The following is a 15,589-nucleotide window of genomic DNA, read 5'->3' as shown; positions in this document are numbered from 1 at the left end:
GTATTTCTTCAATCGTAAGCGTTGTTTCCGACTGCATGATTTGCTTGGCTTTGCGAATGCGTAGGCTGCTTATCCAGCTGCTGAAGTTAGAATTGTAAGTCTCGTTAATATATCTCGATAGGTAACTGCGGTTGGTTTTTATTTCACGAGCTACCGAATCGATAGTCAATTCCGAATTGCAGTACTCCTCATTGGAAAGCCAAATGCGCATTAAACCCTTTTGGGCATCGGTTAAAACACCGGTCTTATTATTACTAGAGCTATGGGCTTGAGGCTTTTTCAACAGGATTTGTTGTTCGTAATTTAACCTAAATGAACGTTCTACTCTTTCAAATACGAACGAATAGTTAATGAACGACATGGCAATATAGACATTCATGATGGTTGCTGCCACAAAGTAAACCACCCTAAATGTATAAGGAGCAAAGAGTACAACCACGCTGACAACTCCAAAAATAACGATAAAGATAATACTTCGGCGTATCCAAAGCACGAAATTATACATTTGGTCGGTATAGTAATTGTCAAGTTGAGTACGTGCAGCCTTATACAGACTAAGAAAGCGAAGAACACAAACAACGGTAAAACAGATTAGCATAAAACTCCCGACAAAAACCAATATGATTTGAAATGTGTGATTATTAACAATGATCGACGCCAAACTGGTAGCACATACTGCGCACCACGACAACAAATCGAACTGCACACGTTTGTACGTTCCAAAAGAATGGTCAAGCAAATGAAAGAAAGCTAAACATAAAAAGATAAGCTCTATATAAAAGAAAGGTGTATCGAAAGCAGCAAGAACTTCTGCCGGAAGTGTATTTTTAGGTAGCATCCACCCAAAAAATATTTGTGAAAAGAGAAAGGAAAAAGCCACTATCATAAATCCACGCGAACGCCGATAAGGAGCAAAGACCTTACGTTTAGGAATCTTCATAAATATAAAGATGAAGATGAACACAAGATATATGCCCCACGAGGCATTTAAAATGCTTTGCACTAAGTTTTCAGTTGTCATATATATGCTTCTCGTTAGTTATTCGACAAATATACAAATTTTATATTAAAGCTATTAACCAATTTTGTAAATAATGTATCTTAAATTAGCAAGTATTTATTTATCAGTGTTTTGTGTAGCTATATAATGTTGCTTATTTTTTTATTTTTGATATTATTTTGTGCATATAATAAAGTATTAACATGACAATTTTACGTTTTTATTATGCTTTATTTAACCTTTTTATGATATTAAAATTAAGTAGAAAAGCTATTCCCTAATTTTGCAAGAAAATCACAAGTCTGTATTAAATCAGCAGTAGAATAAATTTAAAAACAAAACAATATCTATTATGAAAACAACAAAGCATTACACAAAAACGAAACAAAGAAGGTGGTATCGCACCATTGCGTTCCTCTTCTTCTTGTGCCTATATGGACATGCAACGGCGCAAAATGTAACCATTAGTCCCAAAACGGGTAATTTGGTTGCAGCATTGACGGAAGATTATGAAGTCGGATTTGAGAACGGCTGGTCGTCTCTTTGGCGTCACGAGCAAATTCCGTTGTCATTAACAGTGGCGGACTATCCTGATCTTACGCCCGGTGGAGAATTACAGAGACCTGCTGGAAACATAACAGTTGAGAATAACGAATTGGTATTACTTGGTGGAAAGACTCGTAACCTATACATGGAAGTGTCTTTGCCTAAAGGTTATCGCATTACAGGTTATACACTTATAATGAAGAACAACCTGAATGGAAAGACCGTAAAGAATATGAAATTAGGCAGGGTAACCAAGAAAATGTACGAAACCAATAGTAGGTTTGAATTGAATAACTCCAAAACAAGCTCTGAACAGATGAGTAGTTCGGACGAAGGTGATAAGGAATACACCATTAAGCGTACGTCAATGACAACTGAAGATATGGGTAACCAGCTTTATTTCTGTTTGGATAAGGGAAATGTAAATGCATATTTTGGTGTAACCATTAAGTATTTTGAACTTCATTTCACTGCTGAAGGCGACTTTACAGAACATGTAGTACCGGTATCGGTTGGTGCTATTCCAAATCCTGTAAGCTATTATGAAATGCCATTTACCACATCGAAACTCGATATTGGTCCTATTAAGCCGAACACAAAGAATGGCAAAACTTATTATAGCTACGACTATAACAACGTTACTGACCTTACTGCAAGTATGCTTATTTATCAAAAAGATGCGGTAAATGCCGATAAGCAAGCTGCTAATGTTGCTCCTAATAAAAATATTTATGCTTTTGCAATGGACGGTAAAACCCATTTCGGTTTAAAGAACGATACTTATTTTGTTGAAACACCAATGACTGCAACTACTGCACATGGCGATAATCTTTTATTAGGCTATCGCATTGTTGGCGCAAAATTCAATTGCTCATACGCTAAAGATACAAAGTTTGATGAGTTTACAGTAAGTGCACGAGGAACAGGTTTATTTCCTAGAACTTATTATTTGAAAGCAGATGGAGGTACAAGTACCAGTTCGTCAGATGCTGCCAAATGCTTTATTGATGATAATGGCTATATGCATATAGAACAAAAATATTTATTTGTATCCAATTCTGGCAGAATAACTGTGACCCCTGATAAAGATATGGCAAGCGTAGTACGCAGGCAAAATAACAATATACTTTTTGGTAACAAGTATTTACGCCTTAATTCTGCGCACAATTTAGTTTTTGAAGAGAATGCCAATTCTGCAGTATCAGCTGTCAATATTGGACAAGTTACGATGTCTTACGGTGCACCTTACACTCTGAAAATTTACGATAAAACAGGTACGAATGTTGTGAAGGAAATCAAGATTAACAGTGCTGGTGATGCTGGAACTTATGAACTCAAGGGCTTGAACAACGATGCTGTTAAGTTTGAAGTATCTGGATTAACAGGCACAGATACGAAAGCGGTGGTTTCTGTTGATGTAACAATGCAAGCACTCGACCCATTCATACACAGTATTGATATTGTTTGCCACGACTGGCAAAAAGTTGGAAAGATGACACAGACCTTTACTGCTAACGATTTCTCTGTGCGCGGTGGTAAGTTTACTTTCTATGTACCAAAAGAATTCAGCGTTGAAAATGGCGTGCAAAAGCCATGTACGTTTACTTTTGAAAACCTGTATAGCCGCTATGGTGATAATACTTATTATACTGGAACGCCCCAGCAGATGAATGGTAACGCACGTTATGTCTTCATACAGTCGCCATACGACCAAACTTTCAAGGGTTTGTACGATGCAACTTATGACCCTGATGCCGATTACAAACAGAAGATTCAAGCCCTTGTGAGCGGTACAAAGCCTTTCCGTTTTAATAATGCTGACGAGCTGGGTAATAACAATCCTAGTACTGAAACGAAATATTTCAATGAATTTCCATTCTCTAAAACTGCTTATACGGCTACTTCTGGTGCTGAGTTTAAAGAATTGTCGTTAAAGGAAAATGGTAGCGAAGTGCGTTACCTATTTACTGCAGACGAAACACGCTACAACATTTCGCCAGCTACAGCAACCGAACACCGTAGCCACGCCTTCTATGTAATGGATATACAGCTGATAATTAAGCAGTATGAACCTAAGGTTACATGGGTTCCAATCTACACCTCAACATGCTACGAAGAGAATGGTAAAGATGTTGAAAAGGCACAATATGGTTTGAAACTTGGTACTACTGAAACGGCCGAGGGAGGCAAGATGGGCTATTTAACTGTAAACCAAATCAGTAATATCCTTCTAAATAAAACTGAAGAATTAGGAAATGTACAAGGTGGATCGCGTCCGACAGACATAGAAGCACCAGATCAAGTACTTTATGTTGATGCAAGCGACCTTACGACAGTGGTTTATCGCAAAGAAGCTGCGGCAGGTGGCAAAGACGATTTGGACGATGCAATGGACTTGCTCGGCAAGAATGCAATCTTCTACTTGCCGGAAAACCTTGCCCCTGCAAAGGATAATTTCGCTACAAAGACTGCTTCAGGCGAGTTTCGTGCATGTAAAAACATTGTACTTACCGACAAGAAACCTTTCTATGCACCATACGATATTCGTGTAGATGCTGCACAAACTGCAACTTATACCCGCGAAATAACTGTGCCAAAGAATGGCAAGACTACTTTTGCTTCTGTTATGTTGCCGTTTGCACTTAGCGTAAATAACGGTGTGCATGCCAATGACGATGGTCTATGTGCGTTTAAATTGAGTACAATGAATGAAAACAGCTGCATTCTTCTCGACCAGAGTGAAGCAACATCGCCAAAGGATTATAAGGCAAAGGCTAAGTTCATACCTATTACCGGAACTTCAACAGAGGCTAACAAGCCTTATATGGTAGAAGTGTTGGTGGCTCCTACAAGCAATAAGATTTCGTTCATAGCAAGTCAGAAAGGTGCTGACGTTGCTGCAACAACGTCTATGGCGAATGGTTCTTCCTCTTCACAGGCGAAACTGCAAACGGTAAGATTGGTCAATACGATGTGAGCTTCACAAACTATGGTTCTTACTCTGGCAAGAAGCTTGATAAGAATAGAAAGATATTCTACTTCTCCGGCGGCATGTACTTGTGTTCAAGGAACTTAAAACCGGGTTTGAATTGGTTGTATGTTTACCCATTCCGTGCATTCTATGAATATACAGGTGGAGCAAATGCTAAAGACTTGAACGGTATGTCGGTTATCTACGACGACAGCGATGGGGAAACTACCGGCATTGAAGACTTGCTAACACGTCCAAACTTAGCCGTACAGGCTGGCAATGGTAGCATTACTTTTGCTGCAACAGTGGACAGCAAGGTGAATATTTACACCGTAACCGGTACTTTGGTTAATAATGTAAACATAAAAGCGGGTAATACGGAAACCATCAATGTTCCTGCCGGTATGTATGTCGTAAACGGAGTGAAAATAATCGTTAAATAAAGGAAGGAGTACAATCATGAAAAAGCAATATATAAAGCTCCAAATGGAGTGTATACAAATACAATACGAAGGCAATCTGCTTGAAGGTAGTGGTAACGACCATGCAGATTCAAAAGATTTTGAATTCGACTTCGATGTAGAGTTTGATAACTTTGACGACGATGAAGTTAATATTTTAAAAGATAATAAAAACTCATGGGACTATTGACTACGTACCACTTAACAATCTTATGATTAGTTATTAATTTATTTAATTGCTGATGTTTGAGTAAGAGGGTGTCCAAAAAGCGATTTTGGTTCACCCTCTTATTATCTCCAGTCTGTCATTAGGACGCATTTGCTTATCTTTGTTATTACCGTCATGCTTCCTTACCGGTTTCGTCAGCTTGCCGGCATCTGCGCAGCCATTACATCTCGCCGTAGCCCGCTACGCCTTCGATGAAATGGTAGCACATCTGCCCAACAATCGAACAAAACCGGTCAAGGACGCTAATGATCGATTGGGGATTATTTTGTTTCCATTACTGTTTATTCTATTTGTCGTTGGCAGGAGCAATAGCAAGTCATTCAGAGATAGTCGCACGATGTAGCTTTTACCGAGCAGAAATAACCTTCCACGAGCGATGTTGCTTTTATTGAATGTCGTGTTTTATGCGTGGAGAAAAGCTCAAAATATTGTAAATAATTTTTCAAAGAAATGCTTTTGTCTAACCAATTAGTTTCCAGCGCATTACAAAACCTATTGTTTTGCGTTCCAAAAGCGGCTGTTTTGCACGGTAAAAGCGTAGGTTTTACAACGCAAAACCTACGCTTTCGCAACGTCAAAACGAAATTATCGATTTTTAAAGGAATTATCTTTACAATATTGAGATGGTTTTTCAACATCAGCCTTCAGTAAGAAAAAGAAAACCGCTTGCCAATAAACGTCCGCCGAACCATTGTTTTCTCCTTTTGCTTCATGGTGCTTGAGGGGTTTCGAATAATTAAGGCTGTGTCGTAACAATACAACACAGCCTTTCTTATTCGTTTGTTTGAATGCTCGGCTGTTACTACGATATAGAGTTTTCGTTAATGCTCTTGCTGTAACAGAGAAACTCGCCTTCGTCGCCGAAGAATGGTTTTGCATAGACGCCCACTACCGCCAAGTCGGGGAAGCAAGCCTTTATTTGCTGCAAAGCCTCCTTGTCTTCCTCTGCACGTTGCATGGGTACGATTACTACTTTCGACGTTTGAATGTAGTTAATGTATGCCCAGCTCATATCTTTAGCATTGCGGACACCGTTGCAAGACGAATAGCTGAGCTCCACAACCTCGTAGCCATCGGCTTCAAACTTCTCTTTCAAGGCTGCTGCAACCTCCGGATCGTACTCCGCACAGTTGGTCATCAGCACGCGTTTGTTGCCAATATAGCGCACAAGGCATTCCACATGGTCTGCCATCTTGCCGTTATTAGCAAGCCAAGCAGGCTTCAACGCCTTGCAAGTATGCGTTGTAGGGTCTTCAACTATTTCGTGCTTAACATCGTAGATGTCAAGTACCATGCACAATTTGCTGTAAATTGGCATTACGTTACTGTTGTTTAGAACTTCTGTTGCGAAGTAAACTTTATTTGCATTCAGATGTTCAGAAGAAACTCCCTCTACTGAAACCTTTGCTGCTTCTAAGTTCTCCATATAGTATTTGTGTGATAAATTTTTATTAAATTGATATAGTAATAGAATTAATACAAAGGTACAAATATTCCAATAACCACCTAACTTTTTTGCAATTATTTGCTCAATATATTTCATTAATAGGTGTTTTCTGTCGTTTTACCGCTGTTTTCAGGTTTTACACCTTATATATAAGGGCATTTTCCGAATGGGTTAATTTCTATAACAGATATGCGCACGCAACGTTAAAAAGATATAAACAAGAGTGATTTACTTGGTTTGTTTCCACTATTTTCTATACTTTTGCAAAGCATCTAATGCGGTAAACAAGCATAAAGATGAATGTTTCGGGGTGTAAAATCCCTGCAGACAGAGAGGATTACAAATACCAAAATCCCACTTAGAGAACGCAAGCAGAACTTAAATGAGAAGAACAAATCTTTCAAAAATACTTATGGCATGGATGTTATTGATAACATTCACGACCGTACTTGCTATAAAAGATTTGCACTTCCACCACAATGAAGATGTTCACATAGAGAAATTGGCTGCCACGCACAATGCGGAGGTAGGCGCATCTTGTTTTGTCTGCGACTTTACGATGCACAAAGCCGACGCAGTGAAACTGTTCAGCTTTGTTCCGATAACGGTTTGCACCCTCTTTCACAAGCCTCAAGCATTAGAACCCATTATAGTTTACAGGTCGGTAGAATCGGTAAACGCGCACGCTCCTCCCTTTTTTGCTTAGTTTCTAAATAGTTTTTTTAGAACGCTTTTATGCTTGCAACACATTGTGTTTGTAGGCTTTGGTGTATTGTCATAGTGCTTTTCTGTGCGCCAGTGTATATGCTTGCGAGGCTATATATCAAGTAGATACCGCACCGTTGCGCTGCTTTGCAATACACAGAAAACAGCATTTAACCATTTATTTTATTATTATTTCATAGTGAAGAATATGAAAAAGCTCGTCTACACAGTTATGGGCGTAGTGGGATTGTATATCGGCGTGCCTGCAAACGGCTTTGCACAGCAACCGAAAAACGATATTACGGCATACGCAGATACGGCAATACAGAAAACCCATCTTATGGACGAAGTGGAAGTTACCACCACTCGAAAACTCGTTAGCAACAATGTTGTAAGTTCACAGCTTAACAGCCAAATCATAGAACGGTCTATGGGGCAATCGCTGGGTGCGATGTTGGAACGTGTCAGCGGCGTCAGCTCTATTCAGACAGGCAGTACCGTGTCGAAACCGGTTATCCACGGCATGTACGGAAATAGGATTTTGCTGGTGAATAACGGTGCCAAGCTCACCGGACAGCAGTGGGGTGCCGACCACGCACCGGAGGTTGATAAGAACAGCAGCTCGAAAATAGAAGTTGTTAAAGGCGCGGAAGCAGTGCGATACGGCTCTGAAGCCCTTGGCGGAATTGTGGTAATGGAGCAGGATATGTTGCCTTACGGGCAGAAAAAAGTAAGCGGAAAGCTGTCGAGCATGTACGGTTCCAACGGCTATCGCTATCAGGTGGTGGGCAATACCGAAGGTTCTATGCCCTTTCTGCCTTCGTTGGCGTGGCGCATTCAGGCTACTTATGCCAACAGCGGCGACCAACGGGCAGCCAATTACTTGCTGAACAACACGGGAACACGCGAGTTTGACTTCTCAACGGCATTGGGCTATCGCCATAAAAATTTCCGCATGGAAGGCTATTTCAGCCGTTACGACCTGAAGTTGGGTGTGCTTTTCAACGCTCAGATGGGCGACGAGGACTTGCTTGCAGAGCGCATCAAGATAGGCAAACCTGTCGATATAACGCCTTATACACGCCATATCGACTATCCTTTCCAACACATTGTTCACACAAACGCCACACTGAAACTGTTCTACGACAGCGAGAAGTACGGGAGGTTCTATTGGTTGGCATCGTTTCAGAAGGACGATAGGGAGGAAAATCGCATTCGACGAATGAACCTTTCCTACATTCCGGCTGTGAGCATGCACCTTAAATCGCTGCAGAACCATTTGCGTTGGCGTAAGAATTATGGACTTTGGGAAAGCGAAATTGGCGCACAGCTTACCAATACAAACCATTCCAACCAGAGAGGAACAGGCGTTGTGCCCATCATTCCGAACCATACGGAAACCCAGATAGGGGCTTACGCTTTCCAAAAGTACGAACGCAACAGGGTCGGAGCAGAGGCAGGCGTTCGTTTCGATTGGCAAAACACGAAGGCAGCAGGCTACGACTGGACGGGCGACTACTATGGCGGACACCGCACTTTTGCCAATTTCACTTACAGCATAGGCGGCCATTACCATGCCACCGACAAGCTGACGCTCACGTCCAACTTAGGTTTGGCATGGCGTGCACCCCATGTTTTCGAGCTGTATAGCAACGGTAACGAGCTTGGTTCGGGGCGTTTCGTGCGCGGCGACTCCACCATGAACTCCGAGAACAGCTACAAATGGGTTACATCGGTTGAATATCGCAGCACGTTTCTTGATGTTCGGCTCGACGCTTACTTACAATGGGTGAAGAACTACATATACGACCGCCCCATGAAAGGTGAACACGTAACGGTTATTTCGGGCACTTATCCGTTGTTCCAATATATGCAGACCGATGCGTTTATTCGAGGAATAGACCTCGATTTGCGCCTTCGTCCTCTCGCAGAAGTAGAATATCATTTCGTGTCGGCGATGATTTGGGCAAACGAAAGGCACACAAACAACTACTTACCCTATATTCCGTCGTTCCGTTTCAACCACAGTCTGACATACACACCTAAGCTTTTAGGAAAGTTTGCACCATGGTTGGAACTTAAACACCGCTTTGTTGCACGCCAACACCGCTTCGATGCAGCCACCGACCTTATCGATTTTGCGCCGGCATCTTACAGTTTGTTCGGCTTTGAAGTGGGAACAGAATGGAAAATAGATGCGCACAACGCTCTTCGATTGTTCGTTTCAGCCGACAATCTTTTCAATAAAGAATACAAAGAATACACCAACCGTGCACGATACTATGCGCACGACCTCGGCAGAGACATAAGGCTCACCTTGGGTTGGAAGTTCTAAATAAAAACAGAAGTATAACAAATAAACTATAAAAGACAAAATGATGAAAATTAAAAACAGTATTTTTCCTATTTTATTAGGCGTGCTTGGTATTGGTATTTTCTCTGCTTGCAACCCTGAAAAGCCGGAAGACGAGAAATCCAACAAGCTGCACGAAGACCCTACGCAGGCTGTTTTCACGCTCACAGAGGGTAAACTACGCAATGGAGCTGCGTTCGAGAACATGCCAAAAGAAGCTGATTTCGTGCCAACAGGCAATGTTCAGAAAATCGTTTGGGAAGTTGTGAAAGGCGAAGACTTCAAGACAGGCGACGGAGGACAAACCAAATTCGTTGTAAAAAACACGAAAACACACCCGGATGTGGTTTATTCGTTGCGCATGGACTACTACAATGCAAAAGGAGAACACATGAATCACCAGTTCTACGATAACGAACAAGACAAAATTCACCAGCATTTCTTCATGTATTACGTAAACGACGGTGCACACAACGTATTGGTAAAAGACCGCGCAAAGCTGCCTTACGAATACACTTACGCCGATACATACAAGGGAAAGTTCATTGGCGACAGCAATCCTATGGGCTTTTTCGGTTTCATACGTTTCTTGCAACCCGATACAAAATTCAACTTAAAGGTGGCATTGATGCACTCCGGCAACCTAACAAAATTCGGTAAAGACGGCAAAGCCTCTCCTTTCTGGGCACCATCGCCTGCTCAACTCAACAAAGCACTATGGGATTTGAGTGTCAGACTGCCCATAGAAATAGAAAAGTAACAAGGTTTCAATCAATAAAACTTATATAATAATAACCCATTAAACGAAAAAACAACAATGAAAAATGTATTAAAGTCTATGCTATTCGTAGCAATGGGCATCATCGTAGCTGCCGGATTTACAGCATGCAGCAAAGACGAAGTAGGACCGAAAGACAAGACTAAAAAACTTGTAGGACCGAAACCGGCGAAAGTAGTAATCAACGTTTACGAAGGACATCTGCACGGTTATGCCGGTTTCCATGAGAATGGTATGTACGATGGTGCTAAGATTTTTGGCGCACCACAGCAGTTTGTCTTCACAATGCAAAACGGGAAATGGGTAGCCGACGCTGAAAATCCTCCTTATCTCTATGCAATGAGCTACAATAAATATCAAAATACCGAAGCGGCTGTAAGCCACGCATTGGACATTAAATACTACGATGCCGCCGGAAAGCTAATAAACGGCGAGTTCATAGAAAACGGAAAGAGCGACCATTATCAACATTTCTTCGTGGTAGAGAGCCAAAAGGCGTTCCCCGACTTCGACAAAAAGCTCGACAATCCCGGCAATCACGAGTTCATGCGCTACGACTACGTAGACCCAACACCTTGGAACGAAACCATTCACAGCAAGAAAGGGCACTACAATGGACTTAAAGACCCGCTCGGCTTTAAAGGTATCATGTCGTTTGGCTACTGCCGTCAAACCTGCAACCTTAACATTATGTTGATGGAAAGCCACGATAAAAAGAACGTGCGCCTTAAGGATTTGGAGTTCAAAGATAATAACGGAAACCTCGTAAAAAGCCATTTGCAAGTTGCCGACTGGACACCTACACAAGAACAGCTAAGCAACGAAAAGTGGTATCCTACGATAACCATTCCCATAATGGTTTATATGGACAGAGACGAATTAGGCGACGGCGAGGAGGAAATTACCTTGGATATGAAGGAGGAAGATGTTCCGGCTGTCTACAAACGCCTCATCAACACGCTGAAGAGCTGTTTTAACAAACCGTATAAAGAAGTGCTTCGCGAGCTATACTACCGTTTGAATGGCGAACCTGCACCGCACAACGACAGCGGTTTCTGGTTCTAAGATAGGAAAAAATGTCTCTTTGACAAAATCGGATAATATCTGAAGGCAGAAAAGACTATCTCATCGGAAAAGTCTTACAGCAACTAAAAATCAATAATCCCACAGTCCTCATACTCTTTGGACTGTGGGATTATTTCGTTTTTGCCCCACTTCGGTAGAATTTTGTTTCAAAGAACAGCTTCTACTTTATTACTTACGCCAAATGCTGAAAACAACTTTAGTATTCCAAAAAGATAATTTTATACTGTACAAGGACAGGTATGGGCTGTGATTTATCACGTTCCTGACACCGAAAAAACTCAGTTTTACTTAGGAACTCTATTATTCCTATAGTCCCTCATAAACATTAAGCCAACGCATAAAAACAGCCTTGATTTTGTAAACATAATTCCGTTAAAAAACGATAGTTTCGTTTTGACATTGCGAAAGCGTAGGTTTTGCGTTGCAAAACCTACGCTTTTACCGTGCAAAACCTACGGTTTTGGAATGCAAAACAATAGGTTTTATAACGCATTGATAACAAAACAGTTACACAACAGATACGACTGCGAAAAACATTTACACTTTTACCGCCTGATTTTCGCCTATGCAACAAGCTTTGCAAGCAAAGCAGAATAAGAATATAAAAGGCTTTTCCGGTTCAGAAAAGCAAGACTAAAGCAATAAACCCCAATCGCTCATCAGGACGCATTTGCTTATATTTGTTATTCCGTCATGCTTCCTTACCGGTTTCGTCCGCTTGCCGGCATCTGCGCAGCCATTACATCTCGACGTAGCCCGCTACGCCTCCGATGAAATGGCTGCACAGCTGCTCAACAATCGAATAAAATCAGTTAAGGACGCTAATGAACGATTGAGGATAAAAAAATAAAAAGCCGACACCCAAAGATGTCGGCTTTTGTTCTATTGTCTTAAAAAATTTGAGATATGAAACTTCACAGTTTCGTACTTGTTTTATTAGAAAATGATTTGTTTTATAGAGAAAGCATCAAATGATATTCGTATTTAATTATACTCCGTTTCGGTGATTGCGCTGACCTTCTGGGTTGAATCTACCTTTGCAGAGTCGGCTTTTGCTACTGCCGGACCTTTGGGAGCCTTGGTCGTGTTCGACATTTCAACAGGCTGTTGAGCAGCAGGCGTAGTGTTGGTGAATGTCCCTTGCAACGCATTCTGAAGTGTCAGCAGAATGGCTACAACCGCTGTAGCCTTGAACAATGGCATTAAGCGTTGGCGCATCGTGATAACACGAGCCTTTACAGGCTGGTCTTCGTCCACCATTTCGAGTATCTTTTGGTCAAAGTCATCGCCCGGTTTGTCGGTTGCCTTTTGTTCTTGTGCGTAGACGAACAAGTCCTTATAAGGCAGCAAATTGGCAGGAACTTCCCCTTGAGAGAAGAATAAGCGCAGTATCTCTTCTTCTTGAAGAGATGTTTCGCAACGCCAATAACGCTCCATTAACTGTTCTATGTACTTATAATCCATATTGTTCTATCTTCTGAAACCTTTGTTTAACCGCTTGGCGAGCACGGAAAATGTTTATCTTTACTTGTTCTTCCGTAATGCCTAAGATGCCGGCAATTTCCTTGTATTGCTTGCCTTCAAAGTCGCGCAACTGCATGCAGGAGCGTTGTTTTTCGGGCAGAGAGTCTACAATTTCCTTTACTACACGCAGCCTGTCTTGGTCTATCAAGCGGTCTTGCGGTGTGGAAGTATGCACTGCGTCGAGTTTTTCCTCCTCGAAAGAGTCGTTTTGGTTGTCTCGCTTCTTCAGCCTGTCGAGCGAAAGGTTTCTGCATATCCGCAAGCTGTAGGCTTCTATGGAGTCGATACTGCTCCATTCGTAGCGTTTATCCCAAACTTTTATCATTGTGTCCTGCACTATGTCCTCTGCTTCTTCCCTACTGAGAGTTATGCGGAGGGCAAGCCTGAAGAGTTGATTCTTCAGCGGTAACACATCGTTTCGGAAACTCACTTTTTTCATACTCTCTGTTTGTATGACGAATTAGCCGGGGTGGAAGTTACAAGAACAGGTGTAAAAGGGCCTGTTTTAACCTTCGTTAAGAACCCGAATACTCTTTCCCGACGAAAGAAACAATAGTTGGCATCTTGCGCCAACGCACCTATATTGGAGTTTTTACTCCAAATAGGTGTAGCCGTAAAGTCCGCTGCGGTAGTTGCTAAGGAACTCTTTGCCCTCTTCGAGCGAGATTTTTCCTTGCTTAACGCTCTTTGTTACCCATATTTCGAGCTGGCGAACAAGTTTCTTCGGATTATATTGAACGTACTCGAGCACCTCTTCTACGGTTTCACCATCGATGATTTGGTCGATGTGATAGCTGCCGTCTTTCACTGAAAGGTGCACGGCGTTGGTATCGCCGAAAAGATTGTGCAAGTCGCCGAGTATTTCTTGGTAAGCACCAACAAGGAAAACGCCAAGATAGTAAGGCTCGTTGCGACGCAGTGAGTGCACGGGCAATACATGGGCAGTACGTCCTCCCGTTACAAAATTGGAGATTTTGCCGTCGCTGTCGCAGGTAATGTCTTGCAAAGTGGCTTTTCGTGTAGGGCGTTCGTTCAATCGCTGGATAGGCATAACGGGGAAAAGCTGGTCGATAGCCCAACTATCGGGGAGCGACTGGAAAAGCGAGAAGTTGCAGAAGTATTTATCGGCGAGCAGTTTGTCTAAGTTTCGCAATTCATCGGGTACGTGCTTCATACTTTTTGCCAGTATGTTTATCTCGTGGCAAACGCTCCAATACATTGCTTCTATTTCGGCACGGGTTTTCAAATCTACCATACCGTGCGAGAAAAGCTCTAAAGACTCTTCGCGTATCTGCTCCGCATCGTGCCAATCTTCAAGCATATTGCGCGAGTTTATGTTGTCCCAAATCTTATAAAGCTCACGCACAAGCTGGTGGTCGGTATCTTTTGCCTCAAATTCTTCCGACATTTCGGGGAGCGAAGCTGTTTCCAAGACATTGATAACAAGTATAGAATGATGGGCTGCAACGCTGCGACCACTTTCGGTAATGATGTTCGGGTGTGGTATTCCGTGCTTGTTCGATGCATCTACGAAGGTGGAAACACAGTCGTTCACGTACTCTTGAATGCTGTAATTCACCGAACTCTCGCTGCTCGATGAACGTGTTCCGTCGTAATCGACGCCCAATCCGCCGCCACAATCCACAAAATCGACATTGTACCCCATCTTTCTAAGGTTGGCATAGTATTGCGCAGCTTCGGTGAGCGCGGTCTGAATACGGCGTATTTTTGTAATTTGCGAACCGATGTGGAAATGAATAAGGCGCAGACAATCGTGCATTCCTTTCTCGTCGAGCTTATCAAGAGCCTGCAAAAGTTCCGATGCCGTAAGACCGAACTTCGATGCATCGCCACCACTTTCCGCCCATTTGCCCGAACCGGTAGTCGCCAATTTAATGCGAATACCGATGTTTGGCATTACATTGAGCTTCTTGGCAGCTTTCGCAATAATATCTATTTCGTTCAGTTTCTCCACCACAATGAAGATGCGCTTACCCATTTTTTGAGCCAAAAGTGCAAGTTCTATATAGCTTTGGTCTTTGTATCCGTTGCAGATAATGGGCGAATCGCTCTGGCATTGCACAGCTATTACGGCATGCAACTCAGGCTTTGAACCTGCTTCCAAGCCGAGATTGAACTTTCGACCGTGCGAAATAATCTCGTCCACAACAGGTTGCATCTGGTTCACCTTGATAGGATAGATAATGAAATTTTCGCCTTCGTAATTGTATTCCTTTCTTGCAACGTCGAAACAAGACGATGTTTTCTCGATACGATTGTCGAGAATATCGGGGAAACGGAGCAAAACGGGAGGCGTAACATCGCGCAAGACCAACTCGTCCATTATTTCGCACAAATCCAACTCTGTATTATCCTTGCACGGTGTAACGTAAACGTGTCCGGCTTCGTTGATGCCAAAGTAAGAAGTACCCCACCCTTTGATGTTGTAGAGTTCCTTCGAATCTTCAATAGTCCATTTTTTCATAACC

General features: G+C 42.2%; 15 protein-coding genes. 10 read left to right on the top strand and 5 right to left on the bottom strand.

Features of this window, described 5'->3' with window-relative positions:
* Positions 1 to 598, bottom strand: a 598-nt coding sequence (locus tag JCM15124_RS16750; RefSeq protein ID WP_373277540.1) for a helix-turn-helix domain-containing protein, incomplete at its 3' end; no start/stop codon positions are given.
* 754 nt (positions 599 to 1,352) lie between these two features.
* Between JCM15124_RS16750 and JCM15124_RS14140 the strand changes: the two genes are divergently transcribed.
* The 5 genes from JCM15124_RS14140 (at position 1,353) to JCM15124_RS16740 (ending at position 5,858) form a co-directional block, all read left to right on the top strand.
* Complete coding sequence (locus JCM15124_RS14140) at positions 1,353 to 4,523, top strand: hypothetical protein (RefSeq protein WP_232220167.1); 3,171 nt, start codon at positions 1,353 to 1,355, stop codon at positions 4,521 to 4,523.
* Positions 4,520 to 4,960, top strand: coding sequence for a hypothetical protein (locus tag JCM15124_RS16745; protein ID WP_232220166.1), 441 nt, complete (start codon positions 4,520 to 4,522; stop codon positions 4,958 to 4,960). Before JCM15124_RS14140 ends, JCM15124_RS16745 begins: the two co-directional genes overlap by 4 nt.
* Positions 4,961 to 5,003: 43 nt before the next feature.
* On the top strand, positions 5,004 to 5,168 hold the full coding sequence (locus JCM15124_RS10490; RefSeq protein ID WP_232220165.1) for a hypothetical protein: 165 nt from the start codon (positions 5,004 to 5,006) through the stop codon (positions 5,166 to 5,168).
* Between the two features lie 139 nt (positions 5,169 to 5,307).
* Positions 5,308 to 5,550, top strand: coding sequence for a hypothetical protein (locus tag JCM15124_RS15995; protein ID WP_156930710.1), 243 nt, complete (start codon positions 5,308 to 5,310; stop codon positions 5,548 to 5,550).
* A gap of 107 nt (positions 5,551 to 5,657) precedes the next feature.
* Entirely contained in the window at positions 5,658 to 5,858 is a 201-nt protein-coding gene (locus JCM15124_RS16740; protein WP_373277539.1) for a hypothetical protein, read from the top strand.
* Between the two features lie 151 nt (positions 5,859 to 6,009).
* Here JCM15124_RS16740 and JCM15124_RS10480 read toward each other — a convergent pair whose 3' ends face one another.
* Positions 6,010 to 6,633 carry an agmatine deiminase family protein gene (locus tag JCM15124_RS10480; RefSeq protein ID WP_024999394.1) on the bottom strand — a complete coding sequence of 208 codons (624 nt, stop codon included), beginning with the start codon at positions 6,631 to 6,633 and terminating at the stop codon, positions 6,010 to 6,012.
* 403 nt (positions 6,634 to 7,036) lie between these two features.
* On the opposite strand from JCM15124_RS10480, the gene JCM15124_RS10475 reads away from it, so the two are divergent.
* From JCM15124_RS10475 to JCM15124_RS15990, 5 genes are all read left to right on the top strand, one after another.
* Complete coding sequence (locus JCM15124_RS10475) at positions 7,037 to 7,360, top strand: hypothetical protein (protein WP_024999393.1); 324 nt, start codon at positions 7,037 to 7,039, stop codon at positions 7,358 to 7,360.
* Between the two features lie 207 nt (positions 7,361 to 7,567).
* On the top strand, positions 7,568 to 9,694 hold the full coding sequence (locus JCM15124_RS10470) for a TonB-dependent receptor (protein ID WP_024999392.1): 2,127 nt from the start codon (positions 7,568 to 7,570) through the stop codon (positions 9,692 to 9,694).
* 40 nt (positions 9,695 to 9,734) lie between these two features.
* Complete coding sequence (locus JCM15124_RS10465; RefSeq protein WP_024999391.1) at positions 9,735 to 10,472, top strand: hypothetical protein; 738 nt, start codon at positions 9,735 to 9,737, stop codon at positions 10,470 to 10,472.
* A gap of 57 nt (positions 10,473 to 10,529) precedes the next feature.
* Positions 10,530 to 11,555 (top strand): hypothetical protein, encoded by a 1,026-nt coding sequence (locus tag JCM15124_RS10460; protein ID WP_024999390.1) that lies wholly within the window; start codon positions 10,530 to 10,532, stop codon positions 11,553 to 11,555.
* Between the two features lie 691 nt (positions 11,556 to 12,246).
* Positions 12,247 to 12,426: a hypothetical protein gene (locus JCM15124_RS15990; RefSeq protein ID WP_156930709.1), complete on the top strand. Its 180-nt coding sequence runs from the start codon at positions 12,247 to 12,249 to the stop codon at positions 12,424 to 12,426.
* A gap of 134 nt (positions 12,427 to 12,560) precedes the next feature.
* On the opposite strand, the gene JCM15124_RS10450 is transcribed toward JCM15124_RS15990, so the two are convergent.
* The 3 genes from JCM15124_RS10450 to speA form a co-directional block, all read right to left on the bottom strand.
* Positions 12,561 to 13,040, bottom strand: coding sequence for a PG0215 family putative anti-sigma factor (locus JCM15124_RS10450; protein ID WP_024999388.1), 480 nt, complete (start codon positions 13,038 to 13,040; stop codon positions 12,561 to 12,563).
* A complete protein-coding gene (locus JCM15124_RS10445) occupies positions 13,030 to 13,539 on the bottom strand; it encodes a GFO_1088 family ECF-type sigma factor (RefSeq protein WP_024999387.1) in 510 nt (169 codons plus the stop codon). Before JCM15124_RS10445 ends, JCM15124_RS10450 begins: the two co-directional genes overlap by 11 nt.
* A 153-nt stretch (positions 13,540 to 13,692) precedes the next feature.
* Positions 13,693 to 15,585, bottom strand: a complete 1,893-nt coding sequence (gene speA, locus JCM15124_RS10440; protein WP_024999386.1) for a biosynthetic arginine decarboxylase — start codon at positions 15,583 to 15,585, stop codon at positions 13,693 to 13,695.
* Positions 15,586 to 15,589: the final 4 nt, after the last annotated feature.

This window comes from Prevotella falsenii DSM 22864 = JCM 15124, assembly GCF_000613945.1.
Classification (GTDB): Bacteria; Bacteroidota; Bacteroidia; order Bacteroidales; family Bacteroidaceae; genus Prevotella; species Prevotella falsenii.
This window is presented reverse-complemented; position numbering and strand designations above follow the sequence as displayed.

Bases quoted from the DNA above. Each gene is read 5' to 3' on its own strand.
- JCM15124_RS14140 (WP_232220167.1), top strand. From the start codon at position 1,353: ATGAAAACAACAAAGCATTACACAAAAACGAAACAAAGAAGGTGGTAT.
- JCM15124_RS10490 (WP_232220165.1), top strand. From the start codon at position 5,004: ATGGAGTGTATACAAATACAATACGAAGGCAATCTGCTTGAAGGTAGT.
- JCM15124_RS16740 (WP_373277539.1), top strand. From the start codon at position 5,658: ATGCTTTTGTCTAACCAATTAGTTTCCAGCGCATTACAAAACCTATTG.
- JCM15124_RS10480 (WP_024999394.1), bottom strand. From the start codon at position 6,633: ATGGAGAACTTAGAAGCAGCAAAGGTTTCAGTAGAGGGAGTTTCTTCT.
- JCM15124_RS10475 (WP_024999393.1), top strand. From the start codon at position 7,037: ATGAGAAGAACAAATCTTTCAAAAATACTTATGGCATGGATGTTATTG.
- JCM15124_RS10470 (WP_024999392.1), top strand. From the start codon at position 7,568: ATGAAAAAGCTCGTCTACACAGTTATGGGCGTAGTGGGATTGTATATC.
- JCM15124_RS10465 (WP_024999391.1), top strand. From the start codon at position 9,735: ATGATGAAAATTAAAAACAGTATTTTTCCTATTTTATTAGGCGTGCTT.
- JCM15124_RS10460 (WP_024999390.1), top strand. From the start codon at position 10,530: ATGAAAAATGTATTAAAGTCTATGCTATTCGTAGCAATGGGCATCATC.
- JCM15124_RS10450 (WP_024999388.1), bottom strand. From the start codon at position 13,040: ATGGATTATAAGTACATAGAACAGTTAATGGAGCGTTATTGGCGTTGC.
- JCM15124_RS10445 (WP_024999387.1), bottom strand. From the start codon at position 13,539: ATGAAAAAAGTGAGTTTCCGAAACGATGTGTTACCGCTGAAGAATCAA.
- speA (WP_024999386.1), bottom strand. From the start codon at position 15,585: ATGAAAAAATGGACTATTGAAGATTCGAAGGAACTCTACAACATCAAA.